Here is a 22410-nt window from a genome sequence, read left to right as displayed (position 1 = left end):
ACCCGTGCATGGGGCCTATCGGCCGCCGCCTGCCGGTTTATGATCGCCCCATGAGCGCGCCCACCGAACATCTGCTCGTCGTCGATGACGACCGGGAGATCCGCAACCTGTTGTCGGAATACCTCAGCCAGGCCGGGTTCCGGGTCAGCGCCGTCGGCGACGGCAAGGCGATGCGCCGCGTCCTGGAAACCCACTGCATCGATCTCGTCATCCTCGACCTGATGCTGCCCGGCGAGGACGGGCTGTCCCTGTGCCGCGACTTGCGGGCCCGCTCCAGCAACCTGCCGGTGCTGATGCTGACGGCCAGGGGCGACGAGGTGGACCGCATCATCGGCCTCGAGATGGGCGCCGACGACTACCTGGCCAAGCCCTTCAGCCCGCGGGAGCTGCTGGCGCGCATCAAGACCATCCTGCGACGGGCCCAGTCGCTGCCGGCCAACATGGAGATCGGCGATGCGCGGGGGTTCCGCTTTGCGGGCTGGCGCCTGGACGTGGCCACCCGCAACGCCACCGCGCCGGACGGGCTGGTCGTCCCCTTGTCGGGGGCCGAGTACCGCCTGCTGCGGGTGTTCCTCGAGCATCCCCAGCGCGTCCTGCCCCGCGACCAGCTGCTCGAGCTGGCCAACAAGCGCGAGGCGATCCTGTTCGACCGCAGCATCGACGTGCTGGTCGGCCGCCTGCGCCGGCGGCTGATGGACGACAGCCGGGAGCCGGCGCTCATCAAGACGGTGCGTGGCGAAGGCTACGTGCTGGCCGCCCTGGTGGATGTCGAGCGTTGAGCCTGCTGCCCCGCACCCTGTTCGGACGCCTGGCGCTGCTGATGACGGGCGGGCTCCTGGTGGCGCAGCTGATCGGCGTGGCGATGCACATGACCGAGCGCCAGCGCACCCTCGGGGCGGCGATCAGCCAGGAGTTCGCGCAGCGTGTGGCGGCCATCCACCGGGCCATCGACAGCACCCCCATCGAGGACAGGCCGCGCCTTGCGGAACGCCTCGGCACCGGGCGCCTGCGGGTCGCGGTCGCGGACTGCGGGCCGCCGCTCGACGCGGTGCCCGCGGCGGGGCAGGCGTTCCTCGATCGGCTGGCCGCAAGCCTGGGCCCGGAGGTCGAGGTCCGGCCGGTCGCCTTGCCCCACGTGGGGGGCTTCGCCTTCGACGTGTGCGTCGGGCTCGGCTCGGGGGGCTGGTTGCGCGTCGAGGGCGGCGCGCCGAAGGAGATCTTCGACTGGCCGTTCCACCTGTTCCTCAATCTGGCGGTGATGCTGACGGTGGTGAGCGTGCTGATCTGGTACGTCGCACGCATCACCGTCAAGCCGCTGACCCGGCTGGCCACGGCGGCCAACCGGCTCGGTGACGACCTCAAGCAGCCGCCCCTGCCCGAGGATGGGCCGAGCGAAGTGCAGGAGGCGGCCCGGGCCTTCAACTCGATGCAGCGGCGCATCCGGCAGCACATCGAGGAGCGGGAGCGATTTCTGGCTGCGGTGTCCCACGACCTCAAGACGCCCGTCACCCGCCTGCGCCTGCGCAGTGAAATGCTGGCCGACGCCGGCCTGCGCGAACGCTACCTGCGCGACCTCGACGACATGCAGCAGATGTTGACCTCGGCGCTGGAGTTCCTGCGCGGGCGCACGGCCGACGAGCCGGTCCATCCGATCGACATGGTGGCCATGCTGGAGAGCCTGGTGGACGACTGGGCCGAGCTGGGGCGGGAGATCCCGCTTCAGGCGCCGGCCTGCGTCAGGCTGAGCGGGCGCCCCCAGGCCCTGCGGCGGGCCATCGGCAACCTCATCGAGAATGCCCTGAAATACGGCGGGAAGGCGTCCGTGGCCTTGGTCGATGAGCCGGCCCGGGTGACCATCGTCGTCGATGACGAGGGCCCCGGGCTGCCCGGGGACATGCTGGAGAAGGTGCTGGAACCTTTCTACCGCAGCGAGTCGTCGAGGAGTCGCGAGACCGGCGGCGTTGGCCTGGGGCTGGCGATCGTCCGGCAAATCGTCCTCGCCCATGGCGGAACGATCCGCCTGGAGAATCGCCCGGCGGGTGGCCTGCGCGCGACGCTGAGCCTGCCCAGGCCGGCGGCGGGCTGACAGCGGGCGGGTCGGGGTTCAGCCCGGCAGGCGCAGCCCGCCAGCCGCCCCGGCCGCGTCGCCATCTGCCTGGAAGGGCGTGACGCCCAGCAGCGGCGCCGGCAGGCGTGCCGTGAGGGCGGCGAGATTTTCGTCGAAGCGCAGCATGGCCGGGGCCACCTGGTTGGCAACCCAGCCGGCGAGGGGGAGGCCGCGGGCGGCGATGGCCTCGACCGTGAGCAGGGCGTGGTTGATGCAGCCCAGGCGCATGCCCACCACCAGGATCACCGGCAGGGCCATGTCGCGGGCCAGGTCGGCGGTGTCGTAGCCGTCGCCCAGGGGGACGCGGAAACCGCCGACGCCCTCCACCAGCACCACGTCGGCCCGGGCCCGCAGCGCCGCGAAGGCGTCGAGGATGGGGGCGGGGGCGATCGTCACGCCCTCTTCGGCGGCGGCGATGTGGGGGGCGATGGGGCTCTTGAGGCAGTAGGGGTTGAGCAGCGCGAGGCCGGGGTCGAAGCTGCCGGCGGCGCGCAGGCGGGCGGCGTCCTCGTTGATGAGTTCGCCGCCCACCAGGTCGGCGCCGGCGGCGATGGGCTTCATGCCGACCGCGCTGAGGCCGCGGGCGCGGGCGGCGTGGAGGAGGGCGCAGGTGACGAAGGTCTTGCCGATCTCGGTGTCGGTGCCGGCGATGAAGTAGGCGGTCATGGGCGTTTCTCGGCGATCAGCCAGAAGGTGTCGTAGGAAGCGGGCAGGCCCTCGGCGCAGCGGTGCGGCTCGTAGGCGGCCTGCAGGCGGGCCCAGGCGGATTTGCCCAGGGGCTTGCGGCGGGCGGCGCCGGTCTGGTGGGCGCCGAGGGTCTTGATGTCGGCGAGGAGCCGGCGCAGGTCGGGGGCCCAGGCCCGCAGGGTGGCGCGCTCGCGGGCGAGCACCCGCAGGCCGGCGGCCTCGACCGCGGCGATGACGGCTTCCGGCGGCTGGAAGGGCAACACATGCTCGGCGTCGTCCACCTGCCGGAAGGCGTCGCGGAGTTCCGCCAGCGTGCCGGGGCCGAGGGTGGCGATCCACAGCTGGCCGCCGGGGCGCAGGCCGCGGGCGAGCTCGGGGAAGGCCCGCCCGGGGGCGCACCATTGCAGCGCGTAGCTCGACCAGATGGCGTCCAGGCAGCCGTCGGCGAGGGGCAGGTGCTCCAGGTCGGCGCACAGGGGCCGGGCCAGGCCGGCGGGGTGGCGGCGCAGCATGGCCGGGGCGAAATCGAGGGCCAGCAGCTCGGCGGCCGGAAAGCGTCGGCGCAGGCCCGGCAGGGCGTAGCCGGTGCCGCAGCCGGCATCGAGCACGCGGCCGGGCTGGAAGCCCTGGCCGGTGGCGAGATCGAGCAGGCGGTCGCAGGCGGCGCGCTGCACCGCGGCGACGGCGTCGTAGTGGTCGGCGGCCTTGTCGAAGGCGGCGCGCACGGCGCGCTTGGGGGCGGGGGCTTGCATCGTCAGCGGGTGGCCTCGGCGGCGAAGGCCCGGATCAGCGTCGCGCAGTCGGCCGGGCGCGACAGCTGGGGGGCGTGGCCGCAGTCCTTGAACACCGACAGGCGCGCGTCGGGGAGCGCGTCGGCCAGCCATTCGGCGGCGGCGACGGGCATCAGGCGGTCTTCGGCGCCGTGGAGCAGGCGCACGGGCTGGCGGACGTCGGCGAGCCGCGGGCGCAGGTCGGTGTCGGCGAGGAGCCTGAGGCCGGTGGCGAGGGCCGGGTGGTGGGCGGCGTCGGCGGGGGTGAGGGCGGCGTTGAGGGCCGCGATGACCTCGCGGCGGCGGCCGTCGCCCATCGCCTGCAGGGCGGTGAAGCGGCGCTGGGTGGCGTCGGGGGTCGTGTCGAAGTCGCCGCGGAAGCCGGCGAGGGTGGCCTCGGGCAGCGCCGCCGGCCAGTCGGGGGCCTGCACGAAGCGCGGCGTGGCGGCGATCAGCACCAGCCGGCTCACCTTGTGGGGGGCGTGGGCGGCGAGGTGGAGGGCGAGCTGGGCGCCGAGCGACCAGCCGACCAGCACGGCGCCGTCGGGCAGCCGGGGGGCGAGGGCGTCGGCCCAGCTGGCGAGGGTGTCGCCGGCCGGCGCGGCGCCGCCGTGGCCGGGGAGGTCGACGGCGATGGCGTTCACCGTCGGCCCGAGTTCGGCGAGCAGCGGCGCCCACACGCCGGACGACAGGCCCCAGCCGTGGAGCAGCACGAGGGGTTGGGCGGCGGGGGTCATGGGTGCTGGGCCTCCAGGCGGTTGAGGGCGGCGACCAGCCGGTCCACCTGCTCCACGCTGTGGGCGGCGGACAGGGTGATGCGCAGCCGCGCGGCGCCCTTGGGCACCGTGGGGGGGCGGATCGCCGGCACCCACAGGCCCTCGGCATCCAGGGCGCGGGAGACGGCCAGGGTTTCGTGGTTGTCGCCGATCACCACCGGCTGGATCGGGGTGTCGGAGGCGAGCAGCTGCCAGCGGGAGAGGCGCAGGCCGGCCTTGAAGCGGGCGATCAGCGCGGCCAGGTGGGCGCGGCGGGTGTCGCCGTGTTCGATGAGGTCGACGGCGGTGAGCAGGGTCTCGGCCAGCAGCGGCGGCGCGCCGGTGGTGAAGATGTAGCTGCGGCTGGTGTTGATCAGCCATTCGATGACATCCCGCGAGCCGGCGACGAAGGCGCCCGCCACGCCGGCCGCCTTGCCGAGGGTGCCCATCAGGATCAGCCGCGGCGAGCCGAGGCCGAAGTGGGCGAGGCTGCCGCGGCCCTGGGGGCCGAGCACGCCGAAGCCGTGGGCGTCATCCACCAGCAGCCAGGCCCGGTGGGCCTCGGCGAGGACGAGGAGCTCGGGCAGCGGGGCCAGGTCGCCGTCCATGCTGAACACGCTGTCGGTGACGATCAGCTTGCGCGGGGCCTCCGAGGCGGCGAGGCGCGCTTCGAGGGCCGCGAGGTCACAGTGGGGGTAGCGGATCAGCTCGGCGCGGGACAGCAGGGCGCCGTCCACCAGGGAGGCGTGGTTGACCTTGTCGGCGAAGATCGCGTCGCCGCGGCCGACGAGGGCAGGCATCACGCCGATGTTGGCCATGTAGCCGGTGGAGAAGCACAGCGCGTCGTCCATGCCGACGAAGGCGGCGAGGCGGGCTTCGAGGGCTTCGTGGGCGGCGTAGTGGCCGCTGACCAGATGCGAGGCGCCGGCGCCGACGCCCCAGCGGGCCGCGGCGCCCGCGGCGGCGCTGGCCAGGGTGGGCTCGGCGGCGAGGCCGAGGTAATCGTTGGAGCAGAAGGCGACCACCGGCGCGGCGCGGTCGGCGAGCTGGAGTTCGGGCCGGCAGGAGGTGGTGACGATGCGCCGGCGGCGGCGCAGGCCGGCTTCATCGAGCCGGGCGAGGCCGGCGTCGAGTTCGTCGAGGGGATCGCGGGGCTCAGCCAAGGCTGGCCTCCAGCGCGGCGGCGGTCTGGCCGGCGAGGTGGGCGATCTCGGCCTCGGAGACGATGTAGGGCGGCATGGTGTAAACGGTGTTGCCGATCGGGCGCAGCAGCAGCTCGCGGGCCAGCGCCTCGGCGAAGAAGCGGCGGGAGAAGCCGGCGGGGGCGCCTTCCACGTCGAAGGCCAGCATCATGCCCTGCTGGCGCAGGTGGCGCACCGCCGGGTGGCCGCCGACGGCGGTGCAGAAGGCTTCGCCGAGGCGGGCGGCGGTGGCGCGGTTGCGGGTGATCACTTCGTCCTGCTCGAAGATGTCGAGGGTGGCGAGGGCCGCCCGGCAGGCCAGCGGGTTGCCGGTGTAGCTGTGGGAGTGCAAGAAGCCGCGGGCGGTGTCGTCGTCGTAGAAGGCGGCGAACACGTCGTCGGTGGTGAGCACGATGGAGAGCGGCAGGTAGCCGCCGGAGATGCCCTTGGAGAGCAGCAGGAAATCCGGCCAGATGCCGGCCTGCTGGCAGGCGAAGAAGCTGCCGCTGCGCCCGCAGCCGACGGCGATCTCGTCGGCCACCAGGTGCACCCGGTAGCGGTCGCACAGCTGGCGGGCGAGGCGCAGGTATTCGGGGTCGTACATCACCATGCCTGAGGCGCACTGCACCAGGGGTTCGACGATCACGGCGGCGGTTTCAAGGGCGTGCTCGGCGAGGTGGGCCTCGAGGGCGGCGGCGGCGCGGCGGGCCACGTCGGCGGCGGTCTCGCCGGGCTGGGCGTTGCGGGCGTCGGGGCTGGGCACGCAGCTGCCGCCGCGCACCAGCGGGGCGTAGGCGTCGCGGAAGATCGCCACGTCGGTGACGGCCAGGGCGCCCACCGTCTCGCCGTGGTAGCTGCCCGCGAGGCTGACGAAACGGTTCTTGCCCGGCTGGCCGTGGTTGCGCCAGTAGTGGGCGCTCATCTTGAGGGCGATCTCGGTGGCCGAGGCGCCGTCGGAGGCGTAGAAGGCGTGGCCCAGGGCGTGGCCGGTGAGGGCGGCGAGGCGCTCGGAGAGCTCGACCACCGGCTCATGGGTGAAGCCGGCCAGCATGACGTGCTCCAGCGTGTCGAGCTGGGCCTTGAGGGCGTTGCCGATGCGCGGGTTGGCGTGGCCGAACAGATTGACCCACCAGGAGCTGATGCCGTCGAGGTAGCGCCGGCCGTCCATGTCGATGAGCCACGCGCCCTCGCCCCGGGCGATCGGGATGAGGGGCAGCTGCTCGTGGTGCTTCATCTGGGTGCACGGGTGCCAGACGGCGGCGAGGGAGCGGGAGAGGAGGCTGGCGTTGGCGGACATGGCTTCGGGATCGCGGTGTTGAAGCGAAAAGTGGAGCGGCCAGGGGCTGGCGGCTCCACTTGCGGGCCGGCTCGACGCAGGTTCGGCCGGCCCCGGCAGGGATGGGCGAGCGCGCTCAGTAGGCGTGGTTGCTCGCGCCGGCCGCGCCGACGGCGGTGTAGATGTGCTGGGCGCGGATCATGCCGCGCATGTTGCCGCTGGCGCCGCTGGCGGCGGTCCAGGTGGTGCCGGCGAGTTCGCGGTACCAGGCGCTGCCGTCGCCCAGGGCGATGAGGCGGGTGCCGACCGCCGCGGTGCGAAGGGCCGCGCCCACGTTGTCGGTGGTCCAGGTGATGCCGTCGGAGCTGGTGAGCAAGGTGCCGTCGGCGCCCACCGCCAGATAGTAGTAGGCGGTGCCGTCGAGGGGATAGCGGCCGGAGGCGACGGCGGTGAGGTCACCGCTTTGGGTGGAGACCTCCCAGGTGCCGACGCTGGTGCTGGTGAGCACCTTGCCGTTGCTGCCCACCGCCACCCAGCGACCGTTGGCGTAGGTGACGCCGCGCAGATTGATGGCGCTGATGTCCTCGCTGATGCTGGCGGGGGTGGTCCAGGTGGTGCCGTTGGTGGAGTAGCGGATGGTGCCCTTGTCGCCAACCGCCACCAGGGTGCCGCCGCTGCTGGCGATGGCGTTGAAGGTTTCGCTGGTGTTGGTGGCGGCGCTGCCGAGGGTGGTCCAGTTGTTGATGTCCGAGCTGTAGGCCACGCTGCCGCCGCTGCCCACGGCGTAGTAGGTGCCGAGGCTCACGTCGTAGACGACGGCCTTGAGGTCGATGCCGGCGGCGGGCTTGGTGCCGGTGGGGGTCGTCCATTCGAGGGCGGTGGTGGACCGGTAGACCCGCTTCTCGTCGGTGTCCGGGGTGTTGTAGATGACGCCACCGTCGCCCACCGCGACGTAGGAATAGAGGCTGACGCTGCCGGCGCTGCGGCCGTAGGCGATGCCGTTCATCGAGGCGCCGCCGAAGCCGGTCGAGGCGTTCCAGGTGGCGCCGGCCGGGCGGGGCGTGAAGGGGCCGCCGGCGGGGCTGGCGCCCGGGCCGCCTTCGCCGCCGTCGGTGCGCCCGTTGATCACGATGGAGTAGGCGGTGCCGTTGGTGAGCGCCGTGCCGGTGCGTACGGTGTCGATCAGATACGGGCTGTCGATGCCGCCACCCTTGGAGCCGACCTTGGCGGTGGCATTCTTGTCGCCGACGGCGACGCTGGCGCCTTCCTTGAACCACAGCCAGTACTGAACGCCGGTGATTTCCTTCCACTCGACGAAGATCTGTTCGTCGCCGGCAACCGCCTTGACTTCCTCCGGTGCGGGGGCGGAACTCCCGCCACCACCGCCACAGGCGGCGAGGAAGGCGGCACTGAGGGTGGCTGCAACGAGCAGGCGGCGCTTGGGAAGGAACATGAGTTTCGCCATCAATGAATTCGGAAGGCGCTGATTCTACAACAGTAGAAGCACCTGCCCCGCTCCGGCGTGCGACACGGGCGGGCGGGGCAGGGGAGGCGCTGGGCTCAGCCGTCGTGGCTGCCGGTGAGCTCCTTGAGCAGGATCTCCTGGGCGGCGCGGCGCGTGCTGCGGGGGTTCTTGCGCCGGTAGTGGTTGTCGGCGTCGAGCTCCCAGGCCTGGCAGTTGTCGCCGAGGTAGGGGCGCAGGCCTTCCTTCATTACACGCCGTTTCACTTTCGGGTCGAGGATGGGGAAGGCGACTTCGATGCGCTTGAAGAAATTGCGCTCCATCCAGTCGGCGCTGGAGAGGTAGAGCTTGTCGGCGCCGTCGGCCTGGAAGTAGAAGATGCGGTGGTGCTCCAGGAAGCGGCCGACGATGGAGCGCACCCGGATGTTCTCCGACAGGCCGGGTACGCCGGGCTTGAGGGCGCACACGCTGCGGGCGATCACGTCGATCTCGACGCCGGCCTGGGAGGCTTCGTAGAGGGCCTCGATGGTCTCCGGTTCGAGCAGCGCATTGACCTTGACGATGATGCGCCCCTTGCGGCCGGAGCGGGCGATCTCGGCCTCCTCGCGGATGGCGGCCACCACGTTGGGCTGCAGCGTGAAGGGCGCCTGCCACAGGTGGGTGAGCCTGCCGGCCTGGCCCAGCCCGGTGAGCTGCTTGAACACCTCGGCCACGTCGGCGCCGATCTCCTCGTTGGCGGTGAGGAGGCCGAAGTCGGTGTAGAAGCGGGTCGTGCGGGGGTGGTAGTTGCCGGTGCCCAGGTGGGCGTAGCGGCGCAGCCCGCCGTTCTCGCGGCGGACCACCAGCAGCATCTTGGCGTGGGTCTTGTAGCCGACGACGCCATACACCACGTGGGCGCCGACCTCCTCGAGCTGGGCCGCCCAGCCGATGTTGGCCTCCTCGTCGAAGCGGGCCATCAGCTCGACGACCACGGTGACTTCCTTGCCCTTCTGGGCGGCGCGGATGAGGTGCTCCATCAGCACCGAGTCGGTGCCGGTGCGATAGACGGTCATCTTGACGGCGACCACGTCCGGGTCGTCGGCGGCGGCCTTGAGCAGGCCGATCACCGGCTCGAAGCTCTGGAAGGGGTGGTGCAGCAGGATGTCCTGCCTGCGCACCGCGGCGAAGATGTTGTCGCCCTTGGCGAGCTCCTTCGGGCGGGCCGGGCGGAAGCCGCGGTACTTGAGGTCGGGCCGCTCGACCCAGTCGGGCACCTGGTTGAGGCGCACGAGGTTGACGATGCCCGGCACGCGGTAGACGTCGGCCCGATCGAGGGCGAACTGCTTCATCAGGAACCCGGCCATCGCCTCCGAGCAGTTGTCGGCGAGCTCGAGGCGCACCGCGTCGCCGAAGTGGCGTTGCTGCAGCTCGCCCTTGAGGGTGGCGCGGAGGTCCTTGACCTCCTCTTCGTCGACGAACATGTCGGAGTTGCGGGTGACCCGGAACTGGTAGCAGCCCACCACGTTCATGCCGCCGAAGAGCTCGCCCACGTGGGCGTGGAGCAGCGACGACAGGAACACGAAGGCGTCGTCGATGCCGGTGAGCTCCTTGGGCACCCGGATGACGCGGGGCAGGGCGCGCGGGGCCTGCACGATGGCGGCGCCGGAGTCGCGCCCGAAGGCGTCGCGGCCCTCGAGCTCGACGGCGAAGTTGAGGCTCTTGTTGAGCACCCGCGGGAAGGGGTGGGCCGGGTCGAGGCCGATCGGGGTGAGCACCGGCATCACCTCGCGCATGAAGTAGTCGCGCGCCCACAGGTGCTGGGCGTCGGTCCAGGTGCTGCGGCGCAAAAACACGATGCCTTCGGCCGCCAGCGCCGGCAGGATGGTGTCGTTGAGCAGGGCGTACTGCTCGGCGATGATGCTGTGCACCTCGCGGCTGATGAGCGCGTGCAGCGCGGTGGGCGTGAGGCCGTCGGTGGTCATCGTCAGGCTGCCCAGGAGCATCTGCTCCTTGACGCCGGCGACGCGGACCTCGAAGAACTCGTCGAGATTGCTCGACACGATGCACAGGAAGCGCAGGCGCTCGAGGAGCGGCATGGCCGGATCGGCGGCCTGGGCGAGCACGCGGCGCTGGAACTGCAGCAGGGAAAGCTCGCGATTGATGAAGTGATCGCGGCGAAATTGGGGCTCGGGGGCGGGCAGGGGCATGGACTCTCCTCGGAATCTTCTGATTTGAGTGCAAGTATGTGACGGTTTTGTTGCACGCACATGACGATTGCGCGGGTGGGTAATGCCGGCGGCGGCGTTGCCGTGGGCCGGTGCTAGAATTTGCGGCTCATGCGCTTCCGCGCGAGTCTCCGTAGCCGATTCATGAACCGTGAACTAATCGCCGCCATCGACCTGGGGTCCAACAGCTTCCGCCTGCAGATCGGGCGGATCGTGAACGACCAGATTTATCCCCTCGACGGGATCAAGGAGGCGGTTCGCCTCGCGGCCGGCCTCTCGCCCGACCGCATGCTGGACGCCGCTTCGCAGTTTCGCGGCATCAGCGCGCTGCGCTGCTTCAACGAGCGCATCCGCGATTATCCGCCCGAGGCCGTGCGGGCGGTGGCCACCAACACCCTGCGGGTGGCCAAGAACGCGCCGTACTTCCTGGTGCAGGCCGAGGCCGCGCTGGGCTTTCCGATCGAGGTCATCGCCGGCCGCGAGGAGGCCCGCCTGATCTACGTGGGCGTCGCCCACACCCTGCCCAACCCCCACAAGCAGCAGCTGGTGGTGGACATCGGCGGCGGCTCCACCGAGTTCGTGATCGGCAAGAGCTTCAACCCCATCGCGCTCGAATCCCTCTACATGGGCTGCGTGAGCTACTCGCTGCGGCATTTCCCCAACGGCCGCATCGACAAGCGCGGCCTGCGGGAGGCCGAGCTGGCGGCCCAGAAGGAGATCCAGACCATCGCCCACGCCTACCGCGAGATCGGCTGGGAGGAGGCGGTGGGCTCCAGCGGCTCGGCCAAGGCGCTGGTGGACATCCTCGAACTCAATGGGCTCTCCGACGGCGGGATCACCCGCAGCGGCATGGAGCGCCTGCGCAACCTGATGCTGAAGGCCGGCTCGGTGGACAACCTCCAGCTCGAGGGCCTGCGCCCCGACCGGCTGCCGGTGCTGCCGGGCGGCTTCGCGATCATGTGGGCGGTGTTCCAGGAGCTCGGCCTCGAGCGCATGACCTTCTCGGAGGGCGCGCTGCGCCTGGGCGTGCTCTACGACCTGCTCGGCCGCTATCACCACCACGACCTGCGCGACGCCACCGTGTCGGCCTTCGTCGAGCGCTACGGCGTCGACCTGGCCCACGCCCGCCAGGTGGCCGATACCGCGCGGGCCTTCCTGCTGCAGATCGATCCGGCCGCGGCCGACAACGAGAGCATCGACCGGCGCTTCCTCGAATGGGCCGCGCTGCTCCACGAGGCCGGCGTCTCGGTGGCCCATTCCAGTTACCACAAGCACAGCGCCTACATCCTCGGTAACGCCGACATGCCCGGCTTCTCGCGGATGGACCAGGGGCGCCTGGCGCGGATCGTTCTGGCCCACCGGGGCAAGCTCGCGCGGGTCGGCGGCCTCGACCCGGAGAGCACCGAGTGGCGCCTGATCCTGTGCCTGCGGCTGGCGGTCGTCGTGCATCGGGCGCGGGACGGGCGGGGCGTGCCGCCGCTGCGCCTCAAGCGCGAGGGCCGCGGCTACGTGGCGGTCGCCGACAACGACTGGCTGCGCAACCTGCCCCTCACCGCCTCGGCCCTCGAAGAAGAAGAGCGCCAGTGGCAGGCCATCGGCCAGCCCCTCAAGCTGCGTGTCGAGCGCACCCCGGCGCGCAGCCCGGCGGGTGCCTGAGGCAGCGCGGATGCCCGCCGGAGACCGGCAGCCTCCCTCCCTGCGACAGGAGGCCATTGGCGCCGACCCCCGGGTGCGCCTCACCGGCGACTGGACCCTGAGCTTCCTGGCGCCCCGGCTCGAAGCGCTGCGCCGGCAACTCCAGGCCGTGGCCGGCGACGCCGGCTGGGACCTGAGCGGCGTCACCCGCCTCGACAGCTTCGGCGCCGTGCTGCTGTGGCGCCACTGGGGGCGGCGACGGCCCGACGGGCTGGTGCTGCCGGCCGAGCTCGAGGGCATCTTCGGGCGCCTGGCCGAACTCGGCGAGACCACCGTGCAGGCGCGGGCGCCCTATCGCTTCCTCGACGGCACGGCCCAGGTCGGGCGGGCGGTGTTCGGCTTCGCGCGCCATCTGGTGCATTTCGTCGCGCTGGTCGGCCAGCTCTGCCTCGACCTCGTTTATCTGCTGCGCTACCGGGGCCACTGGCCGCTACTCGAGATCTCGGCCAACTTTTACAAGGTCGGGGTCCAGGCGATGCCGGTCACCGCGCTGGTGGGCTTCCTGATCGGGGTGGTGCTGTCCTACCTTTCGGCGCTGCAGCTGCAGCTCTTCGGGGCCGACGTGTTCATCGTCAACATCCTCGGCTTCGGCATCATCCGCGAGCTCGGGCCGGTGCTGGTGGCGGTGCTGGTGGCCGGGCGCTCGGGCTCGGCGATGACGGCCCAGATCGGCGTGATGCGGGTCACCGAGGAGATCGACGCCCTCACCACGATGGGCATCTCGCGCTACGTGCGCCTGGTGCTGCCCAAGGTTGTCGCGCTGGCCCTGGCGATGCCGCTGGTGACCCTGTGGGGGTCGTCGATGGCGCTCTTCGGCGGCATGGTGTCGGCCAACCTCCAGCTGGGGCTGAGCTTCGACTTCTTCCTCAACGCGCTGCCCCGGGCGGTGCCGGCGGTGAACCTGCTGATCGGCCTGGCCAAGGGTGCCGTCTTCGGTCTGCTGATCGCGCTGGTGGCCTGCCACTTCGGCCTGCGGGTGAGGCCCAACACCGAGAGCCTGTCGGCCAACACGACGGCTTCGGTGGTCACCTCGATCACCGTGGTGATCCTGGTGGATGCGGTGTTCGCCATCGCGACCCGCTCCATCGGGCTGCCGCGTTGAGGAGGCGGCGATGAGCCACCCGGTCGAACTGCGCGGCGTGTCGACCCGCTTCGGGCATACCTGGGTGCATCGGCGCATCGACCTGGCCGTGCCGTCCGGCGAGGTGGTGGCCCTGGTGGGCGGCTCCGGCACCGGCAAGACCACCCTGTTGCGCCAGATGGTGGGCCTGCTGCAGCCCGCCGAGGGCGAGGTGAGGCTGTTCGGCGAGCCGCTCTTTGGCGGCAGCCGGGCCGACCAGCTCGCCCGGCGGCGGCGCTTCGGCATGCTCTTCCAGCAGGGGGCGCTGTTCTCGGCGCTCAACGTGTTCGCCAACGTGGCCTTTCCGCTGCGCGAAGCCGGCATCGACGACGAGGGCCTGCTGCGCGACCTGGTGCTGCTCAAGCTGGCGATGGTCGAGCTCGGCCCCGACGTGGCCCTGCGCATGCCGGCCGAGCTGTCGGGCGGGATGGTCAAGCGGGTGGCCCTGGCGCGGGCGCTGGCCCTCGAGCCCGAGCTGCTGCTCCTCGACGAGCCCACCGCCGGCCTCGACCCCGACCGCAGTGCCGGCTTCGTGCGCCTCATCCGCAGCCTCCACGCGGCCCTCGGCCTGACGGTCATCCTGGTCACCCACGATCTCGATACCCTGGCGGCCCTGGCCACCCGGGTGGCCGTGCTGTCCGAAGGGCGTATACTCGCCTTTGGCCCCCTCGAAGAGATCATGCGTGTGCAGGACCCATTCATCCAGCGTTTCTTCCATGGCGAGCGCAGTGAGGCTGCCCTGGCCCGGGGGCGGGGGCTGATCTGATGGAAAGCCGCTCCCACGCCATCGCCGCCGGCCTGTTCGCGATCATCCTGAGCGCCGGGGTGGTGCTGGCCCTGTGGTGGTTTTCCGACAAGCGCGAGGTGACCCGCGAGGTGGTGCTGGTGACCTCCGGCAGCGTGAACGGCCTCAACCCCCAGGCCACCGTGCGCTACCGCGGCATCGTGGCGGGCAAGGTGGCGAGCATCGGGCTCGATCCGGCCAATCCCCGCGACGTGCTCGTTACCGTCCGCATCCGCGCCGACCTGCCGATCACCGAGGGCACCCGCGCCCGGCTGGCCACCCAGGGGGTCACCGGCCTGGCCTTCATCGCCCTCGACGACAACGGCGAGCAGCCCGCCCCGCTGGCCGGCGTGGCCGGCGGACCGCCCCGGCTCCGCCTGGCGCCGGGCCTCCTCGACGAGGTGAGCGCCGCCTCGCTGCAGACCCTCTCCCGGGTACGCGACCTCGCCGAGCGCCTCGCCGGCCTGGCGAGCCCCGACAACCTGGCCCGCATCGAACGCACCCTGGCCCATCTCGAGCGCTCCAGCCAGGGCCTCGAGCGCACGCTCCAGGAGGCGCCGCAGACGCTGGCGGCGGTGCGCCAGGTGTTCTCCAGGGACAACCTCGCGCGCATCGGCCGCTCCCTCGACAACCTCGAACGCCTGAGCGGCGAGGCGGTGCCGCTGGCGCGGGAGGGGCGCACGCTGCTCACCCGGCTGCAGACGGTCAGCGAGCGCCTCGACACCCTGGCCGGCGCGACCGGCGAAGGCGTCGCCACCAGCACCCTGCCGCGCCTCAACGGGCTGCTGCAGGAGCTCACGGTCACCTCGCGGCAGCTCTCCGACCTGCTCGACGAGATCGACAATTCGCCGCAGCTGCTGTTGCTGGGCCGCGGCAAGCCCCTGCCGGGCCCGGGTGAGGCGGGCTTCCGCCAGCCCGGCCACTGACCGCCACGCCTTGCCGGAGCCCCCTAGGCCATGACCCTGCCCCGTCCGTCCCTCTGCCCGATGATTCCGAGCCTGCTGATCGCGGCGCTGCTGGCTGGCTGCACGGGGCTGCCCAAGGTGGCGCCGGCCTATGCGGTGCATGACTTCGGCGGGCCCGACCCGGTTGCCGCCCGCAGCCCCGGGGTGCCCCTGCGTGGCCTCGAGGTGGTCGCCGCGCCCTGGCTGGCGTCCACCGCGATACAGTACCGCCTGGCCTACGCCCAGCCTACCCGCCGCCAGGCCTATGTCGAGAGCCGCTGGGCGGCCCAGCCGGCCCAGCTGGTCGAGCTGGCGCTGAAGCGGGCGGTCCGCACCGGCGGCGAGGCCGGCACGAGCGGCGCCTGCCGCCTGCGGGTCGAGCTGGACGAGTTTGCCCAGGTCTTCGACGAGGCCGCCGCCAGCCGCGGCGTCGTCGAGGCCCGCGCCTTCCTGCTGGCGCCGCGCAGCGACCAGATCGTCGCCAGCCGTGGTTTCTCGCTGGCCCGTCCGGCGCCGTCGGCGGATGCCCTCGGCGGTGTCGCGGCGCTGCGCGGGGGCGTGCGCCAGATGGGCGTCGAGCTGTCCGACTGGCTCGAGGCCCTCGGCCGGGAAGGCGCAGCGCGCGGCCGCTGCGGCGCCTGAACATTCAAGACGCATCACCACATATCAAACGAGGAGACCAACCGATGAACGCAGTGCCCGATTCCAACACCGAACCCATGCTGCTCCGCGCCGATGCCGACGGGGTCGCCACGCTCACCCTCAACCGCCCGGGGCAGTTCAACGCCCTGTCCCAGGCCATGCTCGAAGCCCTGCTGGCCGAGCTGCAGGCCATCGCCGCCGACAAGTCGGTGCGGGTGGTGGTGCTGGCGGGCGCCGGCAGGGCCTTCTGCGCCGGGCACGACCTCAAGGAGATGCGCGGCAACCACACCAAGGCCTTCATGCAGGCGCTGTTCCGTCTGTGCGGCAAGGTGATGATGCAGATCGTCGGCATGCCCCAGCCGGTGGTGGCCCGCATCCACGGCATCGCCACCGCGGCGGGCTGCCAGCTGGTGTCCATGTGCGATCTGGCGGTGGCCTCGGACGTGGCGCGCTTTGCCGTGTCGGGCATCAACGTGGGCCTCTTCTGCGCCACGCCGAGCGTCGGCCTGTCGCGCAACATGGGCCGCAAGCAGGCCTTCGAGATGCTCGTCACCGGGGACTTCATCGACGCCGCCGAGGCGCAGCGCCGCGGGCTGGTCAATCGGGTGGTGCCCCTCGAGGCCCTCGACGAGGAGGTGGCCAGGCTCACCGCGTCGATCTGCGCCAAGTCGCCGGTGGCCATCGCGATGGGCAAGCAGATGTTCTATTCGCAGCTCGAGATGGGCCTCGACGCCGCCTACCAGCACGCTTCCGAGGTGATGGCCTGCAACATGATGTGCGATGACGCGGCCGAGGGCATCGACGCCTTCATGGCCAAGCGCAAGCCGGTGTGGACCGGCAAGTAAGCCCCCAGGGTAGGGCCGCCCGGTGCTGATCGACACCCACTGCCACCTGGATGCCGCCGAGTTCGACGCCGACCGCGAGGCGGTGCTCGACGCGGCGCGGGCCGGTGGGGTGGGAGGCTTTCTGGTGCCGGCGGTGGGGGCCTCCAACTTCGACGCGGTAGCTGCCCTGTCGGCCGCCCATCCGGATTGCCGCCACGCCTTCGGCATCCACCCGATGTACGTGCGGCAGGCCTGCGAGGCCGACCTTGAACACCTGCGGGAGCGGCTCGCCGACGGCAGCGCGGTGGCGGTGGGGGAGATCGGCCTCGACGGCTTCATGCAGGACGGCAGCCTGCCGCTGCAGTTGCGCTATTTCGAGGCCCAGCTGCGGCTGGCGCGGGCGTTCGAGCTGCCGGTGGTGCTGCACATCCGGCGGGCCCAGGACGAGATCCTCAAGCTCCTGCGGCGCATCCGGCCGCCAGGGGGCATCGCCCACGCCTTCAACGGCAGCCTGCAGCAGGCAGAGGCCTTCATCAAGCTCGGCTTCCGGCTTGGCTTCGGCGGCGCGATGACCTACACCGGCTCCCGACGCATCCGCCAGCTGGCGGCGGAGCTGCCCCTGTCGGCGATCGTGCTCGAGACCGACGCGCCGGACATCCCGCCCGCCTGGGCGGCCGGGCGGCGCAACGACCCCGTCAATCTGGGGCGTTTTGCCGGCGAACTGGCGACGCTGCGGGGCATGCCGATGGCCGAGGTGGTGGAGGCGACCTGCGCCAACGCGGTCGCGGCCATTCCGGGGCTGGCCGGCCTGACCGGGTTCAGGCCGCCGATCGGGCGGGAAGCGCGATGAGTTCGAGGATGTCGGCCTTCATGCGGGCGATGTCGCCGTCGAACTTCTCGCAGTTCATCATCGACACGCCGAACACGTAGGCGTAGAGCAGCATGCTGCGGGTGGATGCCTCGTGGAGCGGGAGGCCGATGGCAAGGAAGAGTTCGCGGGCGCAGCGCAGGCGCCAGGCGTCCACCTCTTCGACGGTGGCGGCGGCGAGGGAGTCGCGGCGCGCCCACTCGCGCATCGCCAGCTCGATCAGGATGCCCTTCTTGTTGCGGCTCGCGCTGTACACGTCAATCACGTGGAAGAGCTGGGCCTGCTCCTTGCCCGGTTCGGGCCGGGTCTGCTTGATGATGTCGCGGATGCGGCCTTCCTTCCAGACGTCGAGCACGCCGGCGAGGAGGTCCTGGCGGTCCTTGAAATGCCAGTAGAAACTGCCTTTCGTGACGTGCAGGCGCTTGGCCAGCACCTCGACGCGGATACCCGTCACCCCCTCGTCGGCGAGGGTGTCGAGGGCGGCCTGAACCCATGCGGCGCGATCGAGCTGGGGGCGGGGTGGTTTTTCCATACGTTATAGTATTGACGCTTCTTTAACCATACGCTACCGTACGGAAAGTGACAAGGCAAGGTCGCCTGTGAGAAGCTGCGAAATGTCGTCCGGCTTTCGTGGCCAGCGGGGCTGCCCATCATGGATGGCAATCTCCTGACGCCAGTCCAGCCCCGGGGCGAGCGGCCTTCGTTGATGGCCGCAGATCTGCAAGATGTTGGGAAAACTCTAAATAAGAAGGAGTGGAGCATTGAAGATTCTGGTTCCCGTTAAACGCGTGGTCGACTACAACGTCAAGGTCCGCGTGAAGAGTGACGGTTCGGGCGTCGATACCGCCAACGTCAAGATGTCCATGAACCCCTTCGATGAAATCGCCGTCGAAGAAGCCGTGCGCCTCAAGGAAGCCGGCGTGGCGACCGAGGTGGTGGCCGTGTCCTGCGGCGTGGGCGCCTGCCAGGAAACCCTGCGTACCGCGATGGCCATCGGCGCCGACCGCGGCATCCTCGTCGAGACCGACGTCGACCTGCAGCCGCTGGCCGTCGCCAAGCTGCTCAAGGCACTGTGCGACAAGGAGCAGCCCCAGGTGGTGATCTGCGGCAAGCAGGCCATCGACGATGATGCGAACCAGACCGGCCAGATGCTGTCTGCCCTGATGGGCTGGCCCCAGGCCACGTTCGCTTCCAAGCTCGCCGTGAGCGGCAGCAAGGCGACCGTCACCCGCGAGATCGACGGCGGCCTCGAGACCCTCGAGATCGCGCTGCCGGCCGTGGTGACCACCGACCTGCGCCTCAACGAGCCGCGCTACGCGACGCTGCCGAACATCATGAAGGCCAAGAAGAAGCCCCTCGAGACGGTCAAGCCGGCCGATCTGGGCGTCGATGTGGCGCCCCGCCTGACGACCCTCAAGGTCGTCGAGCCGCCCAAGCGCAGCGCGGGCATCATGGTGGCTGACGTGGCTCAGCTGGTCGAAAAACTCAAGAACGAAGCGAAGGTGCTGTAATGACGATTCTGGTTGTTGCCGAGCACGACAACGCGTCCCTGAAGGGCGCGACCCTCAACACCATTTCCGCCGCCGCCAAGCTGGGCGGTGACGTGGTCGTCCTCGTCGCGGGCTCCGGCGCCGCCGCTGCGGCCGACGCCGCCGCCAAGGTGGCCGGCGTCTCCAAGGTGCTGTCGGCCGATGCCGCCGCCTTCGCCGACCTCGGTGCCGAGAACCTGGCGACCCAGGTGGTGGCCGTGGTGAAGGCGGCCGGCGGCTCGATCAGCCACGTGCTGGCCCCCGCCACCACCTTCGGCAAGAACGTGCTGCCGCGCGTCGCCGCGCTGCTGGACGTCGCGCAGATCTCCGACATCGTCGCCATCGAGTCCGCCGACACCTTCGTCCGCCCGATCTACGCCGGCAACGCGCTGGCCACGGTCAAGTCGGCCGATGCGGTCAAGGTCATCACCGTGCGTACCACCGCCTTCGAGGCGGCGGGCGAGGGCGGTTCCGCCGCCGTCGAGCAGGTGGCTGCGACGGGCGATCTGGGGCTCTCCAAGCTGGTCGGCCGCGAGCTGACCAAGTCGGCCCGTCCCGAACTGGGCGCCGCCAAGATCATCGTCTCGGGCGGTCGCGGCATGGGCAGCGGCGAGAACTACCACCAGGTGCTCGAGCCCCTGGCCGACAAGATCGGCGCAGCCCTCGGCGCGAGCCGGGCGGCCGTCGATGCCGGCTACGTCCCCAACGACTACCAGGTCGGCCAGACCGGCAAGATCGTCGCGCCGCAGCTGTACATTGCGGTGGGCATCTCCGGCGCCATCCAGCACCTGGCGGGCATGAAGGACTCCAAGGTGATCGTCGCGATCAACAAGGATCCGGAAGCGCCGATCTTCCAGGTGGCCGACTACGGCCTCGTGGCCGACCTCTTCGAGGCCGTGCCGCAACTCGTGGCTGCCGTCTGACGGGAGACACGGCGAACGTCACGGTAGCGTACGGATGAACTTCGCCCCCGACCTGTTCTCCCCGGCATGGCACGTCGTTGCGGCCATCCTGGGGGTCGGAGTCGGGGTGTGGGTTCTCCGGACGGCGCCGTGGCGGCGCCTGCAGGACGGGCATCAGCTCAACGCATTGTTGGGGGCGGCGGTCATCCTGACCCTGCTCTGGAGCCTGAACGCCGGGGTGTATCCCAGCCTCAACCTGCATCTCCTCGGCGCCATGGCGGCGACCCTCATCTTCGGGCCGCAACTGGCCCTGCTCGTCCTGGCCCTGGCGCTCGCGGGCATCACCTTCAACGGAAGCACCCAGTGGTCTGCCTACCCGATCAACCTGATCGTGATGGCGGTGGTTCCGGTGGCCTTCAGCACGCTGTACGCCCGTCTCGTGGCGCGCTGGCTGCCCAGGCATTTCTTTGTATACATTTTCGTAAACGCCTTCATCGGCGCCGCGGTGATTGTCCTGCTCCAGGGCTGCGTGGCGTCCCTGGGGCTGGTCGCTGCCGGGGCCTATCCGGTGGATCTGCTGTTGTCCGACTACCTGCCTTTCTTCCTGTTGCTGGGTTTTTCCGAAGCCTGGCTGTCCGGAATGACGTTGACCCTGCTGGTGGTGTATTTCCCCGAGTGGGTGGCCAGCTTCGACGATCGCAGCTACTTCGGGAGCAAGTGAGGGGCGAAGGGCGGTGGCAGGGAATCTCGTGTCTTAAAAATCCAAAAACGATCTGAGTGGAGAAAGAACAATGAGCAACTACAACGCACCGATTCGTGACATGCAGTTCGTGCTGCGGGAACTCGCCGGGCTGGACGCCGTGGCTGCCCTGCCCGGGTGTGAGGACGCCTCGCCCGACGTGGTCGACGCCATCCTCGAGGAAGCCGGCAAGTTCGCCACCGGCGTGCTGTCGCCCCTCAACTGGACCGGTGACCAGGAAGGCGCGCGCTGGGACAACGGCGTGGTGCACACCGCCACTGGGTGGAAGGAAGCCTACAAGCAGTTCGCCGAGGCCGGCTGGACGGCCCTCGCCTGCGAGCCCGAGTTCGGCGGCCAGGGCCTGCCCAAGCTCGTGTCCACCGCGGTGATGGAGATGTGGAAGTCGGCCAACATGGCCTTCTCCCTGTGCCCGATGCTGACCAACGGCGCCATCGAGTCCATCAAGCTGCGCGGCACCGATGAGCAGAAGGCGGCCTACCTGCCCAAGATGGTGAGCGGCGAATGGACCGGCACCATGAACCTGACCGAGCCCCAGGCCGGCTCCGACCTCGCCGCGGTGCGCACCCGCGCCGTGCCCCAGGGTGATGGCACCTACAAGATCTTCGGCCAGAAGATCTTCATCACCTATGGCGAGCACGACATGACCGACAACATCATCCACCTGGTGCTGGCCCGTCTGCCGGACGCGCCGGAGGGGGTGAAGGGCATCTCCCTGTTCGTCGTGCCGAAGTTCCTGCTCAACGCCGACGGCACCCCGGGCGAGCGCAACGACGTGCATTGCGTCTCCATCGAGCACAAGCTGGGCATCCACGCCAGCCCGACCGCGGTGCTGGCCTTCGGTGACAACGGCGGTGCCATCGGCACCCTGGTGGGCGAGCCGAACCGTGGCCTCGAGTACATGTTCATCATGATGAACGAGGCCCGCTTCGCGGTGGGCATGGAGGGCCTGGCGCTCTCCGAGCGTGCCTACCAGCGCGCCCTGGCCTACGCCAAGGACCGCATCCAGGGCACCGAGGCCGGCGTGCGCGGCGGCCCGAAGGTGAGCATCATCCACCACGCCGACGTGCGTCGCATGCTGCTGAGCATGAAGTCCCAGGTCGAGGCCCAGCGTGCGCTGGCTTACGTGGTCGGTGCCGCCACCGACATGGCCCACTACCACCCGGACGAGGCCGTCCGCGCCCAGAACCAGGCCTTCGTCGACCTGATGATCCCGGTGGTCAAGGGCTGGCTCACCGAGAGCAGCATCGAGATCACCTCCACCGGCGTGCAGGTGCACGGTGGCATGGGCTTCATCGAGGAGACCGGCGCGGCCCAGCACTTCCGTGACGCCCGCATCACGGCGATCTACGAAGGCACCACGGCGATCCAGGCCAACGACCTGATCGGCCGCAAGATCGCCCGCGAGAGCGGCCAGACCGTCAAGGGGGTGATCGCCGAGATGCGCCAGGTCGAGGCCGCCCTGGCCGCGGCTGCCGGCGACGACTTCGCGGCGATCCGCAAGTCCCTGTCGTCCGGCGTGACGGCCCTCGAGGAGGCGGTCGAATACATCGTCGCCACCTACGGCCAGGACATCAAGGCCGCCTCGGTGGGATCGGTGCCTTTCCTCAAGCTGCTGGGCGTCGTCGCCGGCGGCTGGCAGATGGGCCGTGCGGCGCTGGTTTCGGCGCAGCGTCTGGCCGAAGGCAGCGGCGATGCGGGCTTCTACCAGGCCAAGATCACCACCGCGCGCTTCTACGCCGACCACGTGCTGTCCCAGGCGCCGGGCCTGGCCTACTCGGTGGTGAATGGCGCCTCCGCTGCGCTGGCCCTGCCGGAAGAGATGTTCTGATCCCCTGACCAGGATCTGATTCAACGACAAAAGGAGCCGCGAGGCTCCTTTTGTCTTGTTCTGCTCCGACGC

General features: G+C 70.6%; 21 protein-coding genes. 13 read left to right on the top strand and 8 right to left on the bottom strand.

The window, feature by feature from the left end; translation table 11 throughout:
• The first annotated feature begins 50 nt into the window (after positions 1 to 50).
• Positions 51 to 779, top strand: coding sequence for a response regulator (locus tag ACE3OU_RS07720; protein ID WP_374240967.1), 729 nt, complete (start codon positions 51 to 53; stop codon positions 777 to 779).
• Entirely contained in the window at positions 776 to 2086 is a 1311-nt protein-coding gene (locus ACE3OU_RS07715; protein ID WP_374240966.1) for an ATP-binding protein, read from the top strand. Before ACE3OU_RS07720 ends, ACE3OU_RS07715 begins: the two co-directional genes overlap by 4 nt.
• A gap of 18 nt (positions 2087 to 2104) precedes the next feature.
• On the opposite strand, the gene bioD is transcribed toward ACE3OU_RS07715, so the two are convergent.
• From bioD to ppk1, 7 genes are all read right to left on the bottom strand, one after another.
• Positions 2105 to 2773 (bottom strand): dethiobiotin synthase, encoded by a 669-nt coding sequence (gene bioD, locus ACE3OU_RS07710; RefSeq protein WP_374240965.1) that lies wholly within the window; start codon positions 2771 to 2773, stop codon positions 2105 to 2107.
• On the bottom strand, positions 2770 to 3546 hold the full coding sequence (locus ACE3OU_RS07705) for a methyltransferase domain-containing protein (protein ID WP_374240964.1): 777 nt from the start codon (positions 3544 to 3546) through the stop codon (positions 2770 to 2772). The genes bioD and ACE3OU_RS07705 overlap by 4 nt, the downstream gene beginning before the upstream one ends.
• A gap of 2 nt (positions 3547 to 3548) precedes the next feature.
• Positions 3549 to 4301, bottom strand: coding sequence for an alpha/beta fold hydrolase (locus tag ACE3OU_RS07700; RefSeq protein WP_374240963.1), 753 nt, complete (start codon positions 4299 to 4301; stop codon positions 3549 to 3551).
• Positions 4298 to 5482: an 8-amino-7-oxononanoate synthase gene (gene bioF / locus ACE3OU_RS07695; RefSeq protein ID WP_374240962.1), complete on the bottom strand. Its 1185-nt coding sequence runs from the start codon at positions 5480 to 5482 to the stop codon at positions 4298 to 4300. The genes ACE3OU_RS07700 and bioF overlap by 4 nt, the downstream gene beginning before the upstream one ends.
• Positions 5475 to 6797 (bottom strand): adenosylmethionine--8-amino-7-oxononanoate transaminase, encoded by a 1323-nt coding sequence (gene bioA, locus ACE3OU_RS07690; RefSeq protein WP_374240961.1) that lies wholly within the window; start codon positions 6795 to 6797, stop codon positions 5475 to 5477. The genes bioF and bioA overlap by 8 nt, the downstream gene beginning before the upstream one ends.
• 115 nt (positions 6798 to 6912) lie before the next feature.
• Positions 6913 to 8229, bottom strand: a complete 1317-nt coding sequence (locus ACE3OU_RS07685; RefSeq protein ID WP_374240960.1) for a WD40/YVTN/BNR-like repeat-containing protein — start codon at positions 8227 to 8229, stop codon at positions 6913 to 6915.
• A 107-nt stretch (positions 8230 to 8336) separates the two neighbouring features.
• Positions 8337 to 10424, bottom strand: coding sequence for a polyphosphate kinase 1 (gene ppk1, locus ACE3OU_RS07680; protein WP_374240959.1), 2088 nt, complete (start codon positions 10422 to 10424; stop codon positions 8337 to 8339).
• A gap of 162 nt (positions 10425 to 10586) precedes the next feature.
• Here ppk1 and ppx point away from each other — a divergent pair, with 162 nt between their 5' ends.
• Genes ppx through ACE3OU_RS07645 form a run of 7 tightly spaced genes read left to right on the top strand, consistent with a single transcriptional unit; the run spans position 10587 to position 17301 of the window.
• Positions 10587 to 12098, top strand: coding sequence for an exopolyphosphatase (gene ppx, locus ACE3OU_RS07675; protein ID WP_374240958.1), 1512 nt, complete (start codon positions 10587 to 10589; stop codon positions 12096 to 12098).
• Between the two features lie 10 nt (positions 12099 to 12108).
• Positions 12109 to 13239, top strand: coding sequence for an ABC transporter permease (locus ACE3OU_RS07670; RefSeq protein WP_374240957.1), 1131 nt, complete (start codon positions 12109 to 12111; stop codon positions 13237 to 13239).
• A 10-nt stretch (positions 13240 to 13249) separates the two neighbouring features.
• Positions 13250 to 14023: an ABC transporter ATP-binding protein gene (locus ACE3OU_RS07665; RefSeq protein WP_374240956.1), complete on the top strand. Its 774-nt coding sequence runs from the start codon at positions 13250 to 13252 to the stop codon at positions 14021 to 14023.
• Complete coding sequence (locus ACE3OU_RS07660) at positions 14023 to 14967, top strand: MlaD family protein (protein WP_374240955.1); 945 nt, start codon at positions 14023 to 14025, stop codon at positions 14965 to 14967. Before ACE3OU_RS07665 ends, ACE3OU_RS07660 begins: the two co-directional genes overlap by 1 nt.
• A gap of 30 nt (positions 14968 to 14997) precedes the next feature.
• Complete coding sequence (locus ACE3OU_RS07655) at positions 14998 to 15627, top strand: ABC-type transport auxiliary lipoprotein family protein (protein WP_374240954.1); 630 nt, start codon at positions 14998 to 15000, stop codon at positions 15625 to 15627.
• Positions 15628 to 15671: 44 nt separating this feature from the next.
• Positions 15672 to 16472 carry an enoyl-CoA hydratase gene (locus ACE3OU_RS07650; RefSeq protein ID WP_374240953.1) on the top strand — a complete coding sequence of 267 codons (801 nt, stop codon included), beginning with the start codon at positions 15672 to 15674 and terminating at the stop codon, positions 16470 to 16472.
• Positions 16473 to 16494: 22 nt separating this feature from the next.
• On the top strand, positions 16495 to 17301 hold the full coding sequence (locus ACE3OU_RS07645; RefSeq protein WP_374240952.1) for a TatD family hydrolase: 807 nt from the start codon (positions 16495 to 16497) through the stop codon (positions 17299 to 17301).
• On the opposite strand, the gene ACE3OU_RS07640 is transcribed toward ACE3OU_RS07645, so the two are convergent.
• Positions 17270 to 17851, bottom strand: coding sequence for a TetR/AcrR family transcriptional regulator (locus tag ACE3OU_RS07640; protein ID WP_374240951.1), 582 nt, complete (start codon positions 17849 to 17851; stop codon positions 17270 to 17272). The two genes, ACE3OU_RS07645 and ACE3OU_RS07640, sit on opposite strands and share 32 nt — an antisense overlap.
• Before the next feature lie 229 nt (positions 17852 to 18080).
• Between ACE3OU_RS07640 and ACE3OU_RS07635 the strand changes: the two genes are divergently transcribed.
• The 4 genes from ACE3OU_RS07635 to ACE3OU_RS07620 all read left to right on the top strand — a co-directional run bounded on the left by ACE3OU_RS07635 (position 18081) and on the right by ACE3OU_RS07620 (position 22338).
• Complete coding sequence (locus ACE3OU_RS07635) at positions 18081 to 18830, top strand: electron transfer flavoprotein subunit beta/FixA family protein (RefSeq protein WP_374240950.1); 750 nt, start codon at positions 18081 to 18083, stop codon at positions 18828 to 18830.
• Positions 18830 to 19771, top strand: a complete 942-nt coding sequence (locus ACE3OU_RS07630) for an electron transfer flavoprotein subunit alpha/FixB family protein (protein WP_374240949.1) — start codon at positions 18830 to 18832, stop codon at positions 19769 to 19771. Before ACE3OU_RS07635 ends, ACE3OU_RS07630 begins: the two co-directional genes overlap by 1 nt.
• A 34-nt stretch (positions 19772 to 19805) precedes the next feature.
• Positions 19806 to 20471 (top strand): energy-coupling factor ABC transporter permease, encoded by a 666-nt coding sequence (locus ACE3OU_RS07625; RefSeq protein WP_374240948.1) that lies wholly within the window; start codon positions 19806 to 19808, stop codon positions 20469 to 20471.
• A gap of 70 nt (positions 20472 to 20541) precedes the next feature.
• On the top strand, positions 20542 to 22338 hold the full coding sequence (locus ACE3OU_RS07620) for an acyl-CoA dehydrogenase (protein WP_374240947.1): 1797 nt from the start codon (positions 20542 to 20544) through the stop codon (positions 22336 to 22338).
• Positions 22339 to 22410 lie beyond the last annotated feature (72 nt).

The sequence above is a fragment of the Zoogloea sp. genome (assembly GCF_041908905.1).
Lineage (GTDB): Bacteria > Pseudomonadota > Gammaproteobacteria > Burkholderiales > Rhodocyclaceae > Zoogloea.
This window is presented reverse-complemented; position numbering and strand designations above follow the sequence as displayed.

Coding starts and splice junctions, on each gene's coding strand:
- ACE3OU_RS07720 (WP_374240967.1), top strand. CDS start 51: ATGAGCGCGCCCACCGAACATCTGCTCGTCGTCGATGACGACCGGGAG.
- bioD (WP_374240965.1), bottom strand. CDS start 2,773: ATGACCGCCTACTTCATCGCCGGCACCGACACCGAGATCGGCAAGACC.
- ACE3OU_RS07705 (WP_374240964.1), bottom strand. CDS start 3,546: ATGCAAGCCCCCGCCCCCAAGCGCGCCGTGCGCGCCGCCTTCGACAAG.
- ACE3OU_RS07700 (WP_374240963.1), bottom strand. CDS start 4,301: ATGACCCCCGCCGCCCAACCCCTCGTGCTGCTCCACGGCTGGGGCCTG.
- bioA (WP_374240961.1), bottom strand. CDS start 6,797: ATGTCCGCCAACGCCAGCCTCCTCTCCCGCTCCCTCGCCGCCGTCTGG.
- ACE3OU_RS07685 (WP_374240960.1), bottom strand. CDS start 8,229: ATGTTCCTTCCCAAGCGCCGCCTGCTCGTTGCAGCCACCCTCAGTGCC.
- ppk1 (WP_374240959.1), bottom strand. CDS start 10,424: ATGCCCCTGCCCGCCCCCGAGCCCCAATTTCGCCGCGATCACTTCATC.
- ppx (WP_374240958.1), top strand. CDS start 10,587: ATGAACCGTGAACTAATCGCCGCCATCGACCTGGGGTCCAACAGCTTC.
- ACE3OU_RS07670 (WP_374240957.1), top strand. CDS start 12,109: ATGCCCGCCGGAGACCGGCAGCCTCCCTCCCTGCGACAGGAGGCCATT.
- ACE3OU_RS07665 (WP_374240956.1), top strand. CDS start 13,250: ATGAGCCACCCGGTCGAACTGCGCGGCGTGTCGACCCGCTTCGGGCAT.
- ACE3OU_RS07660 (WP_374240955.1), top strand. CDS start 14,023: ATGGAAAGCCGCTCCCACGCCATCGCCGCCGGCCTGTTCGCGATCATC.
- ACE3OU_RS07655 (WP_374240954.1), top strand. CDS start 14,998: ATGACCCTGCCCCGTCCGTCCCTCTGCCCGATGATTCCGAGCCTGCTG.
- ACE3OU_RS07650 (WP_374240953.1), top strand. CDS start 15,672: ATGAACGCAGTGCCCGATTCCAACACCGAACCCATGCTGCTCCGCGCC.
- ACE3OU_RS07640 (WP_374240951.1), bottom strand. CDS start 17,851: ATGGAAAAACCACCCCGCCCCCAGCTCGATCGCGCCGCATGGGTTCAG.
- ACE3OU_RS07630 (WP_374240949.1), top strand. CDS start 18,830: ATGACGATTCTGGTTGTTGCCGAGCACGACAACGCGTCCCTGAAGGGC.
- ACE3OU_RS07625 (WP_374240948.1), top strand. CDS start 19,806: ATGAACTTCGCCCCCGACCTGTTCTCCCCGGCATGGCACGTCGTTGCG.
- ACE3OU_RS07620 (WP_374240947.1), top strand. CDS start 20,542: ATGAGCAACTACAACGCACCGATTCGTGACATGCAGTTCGTGCTGCGG.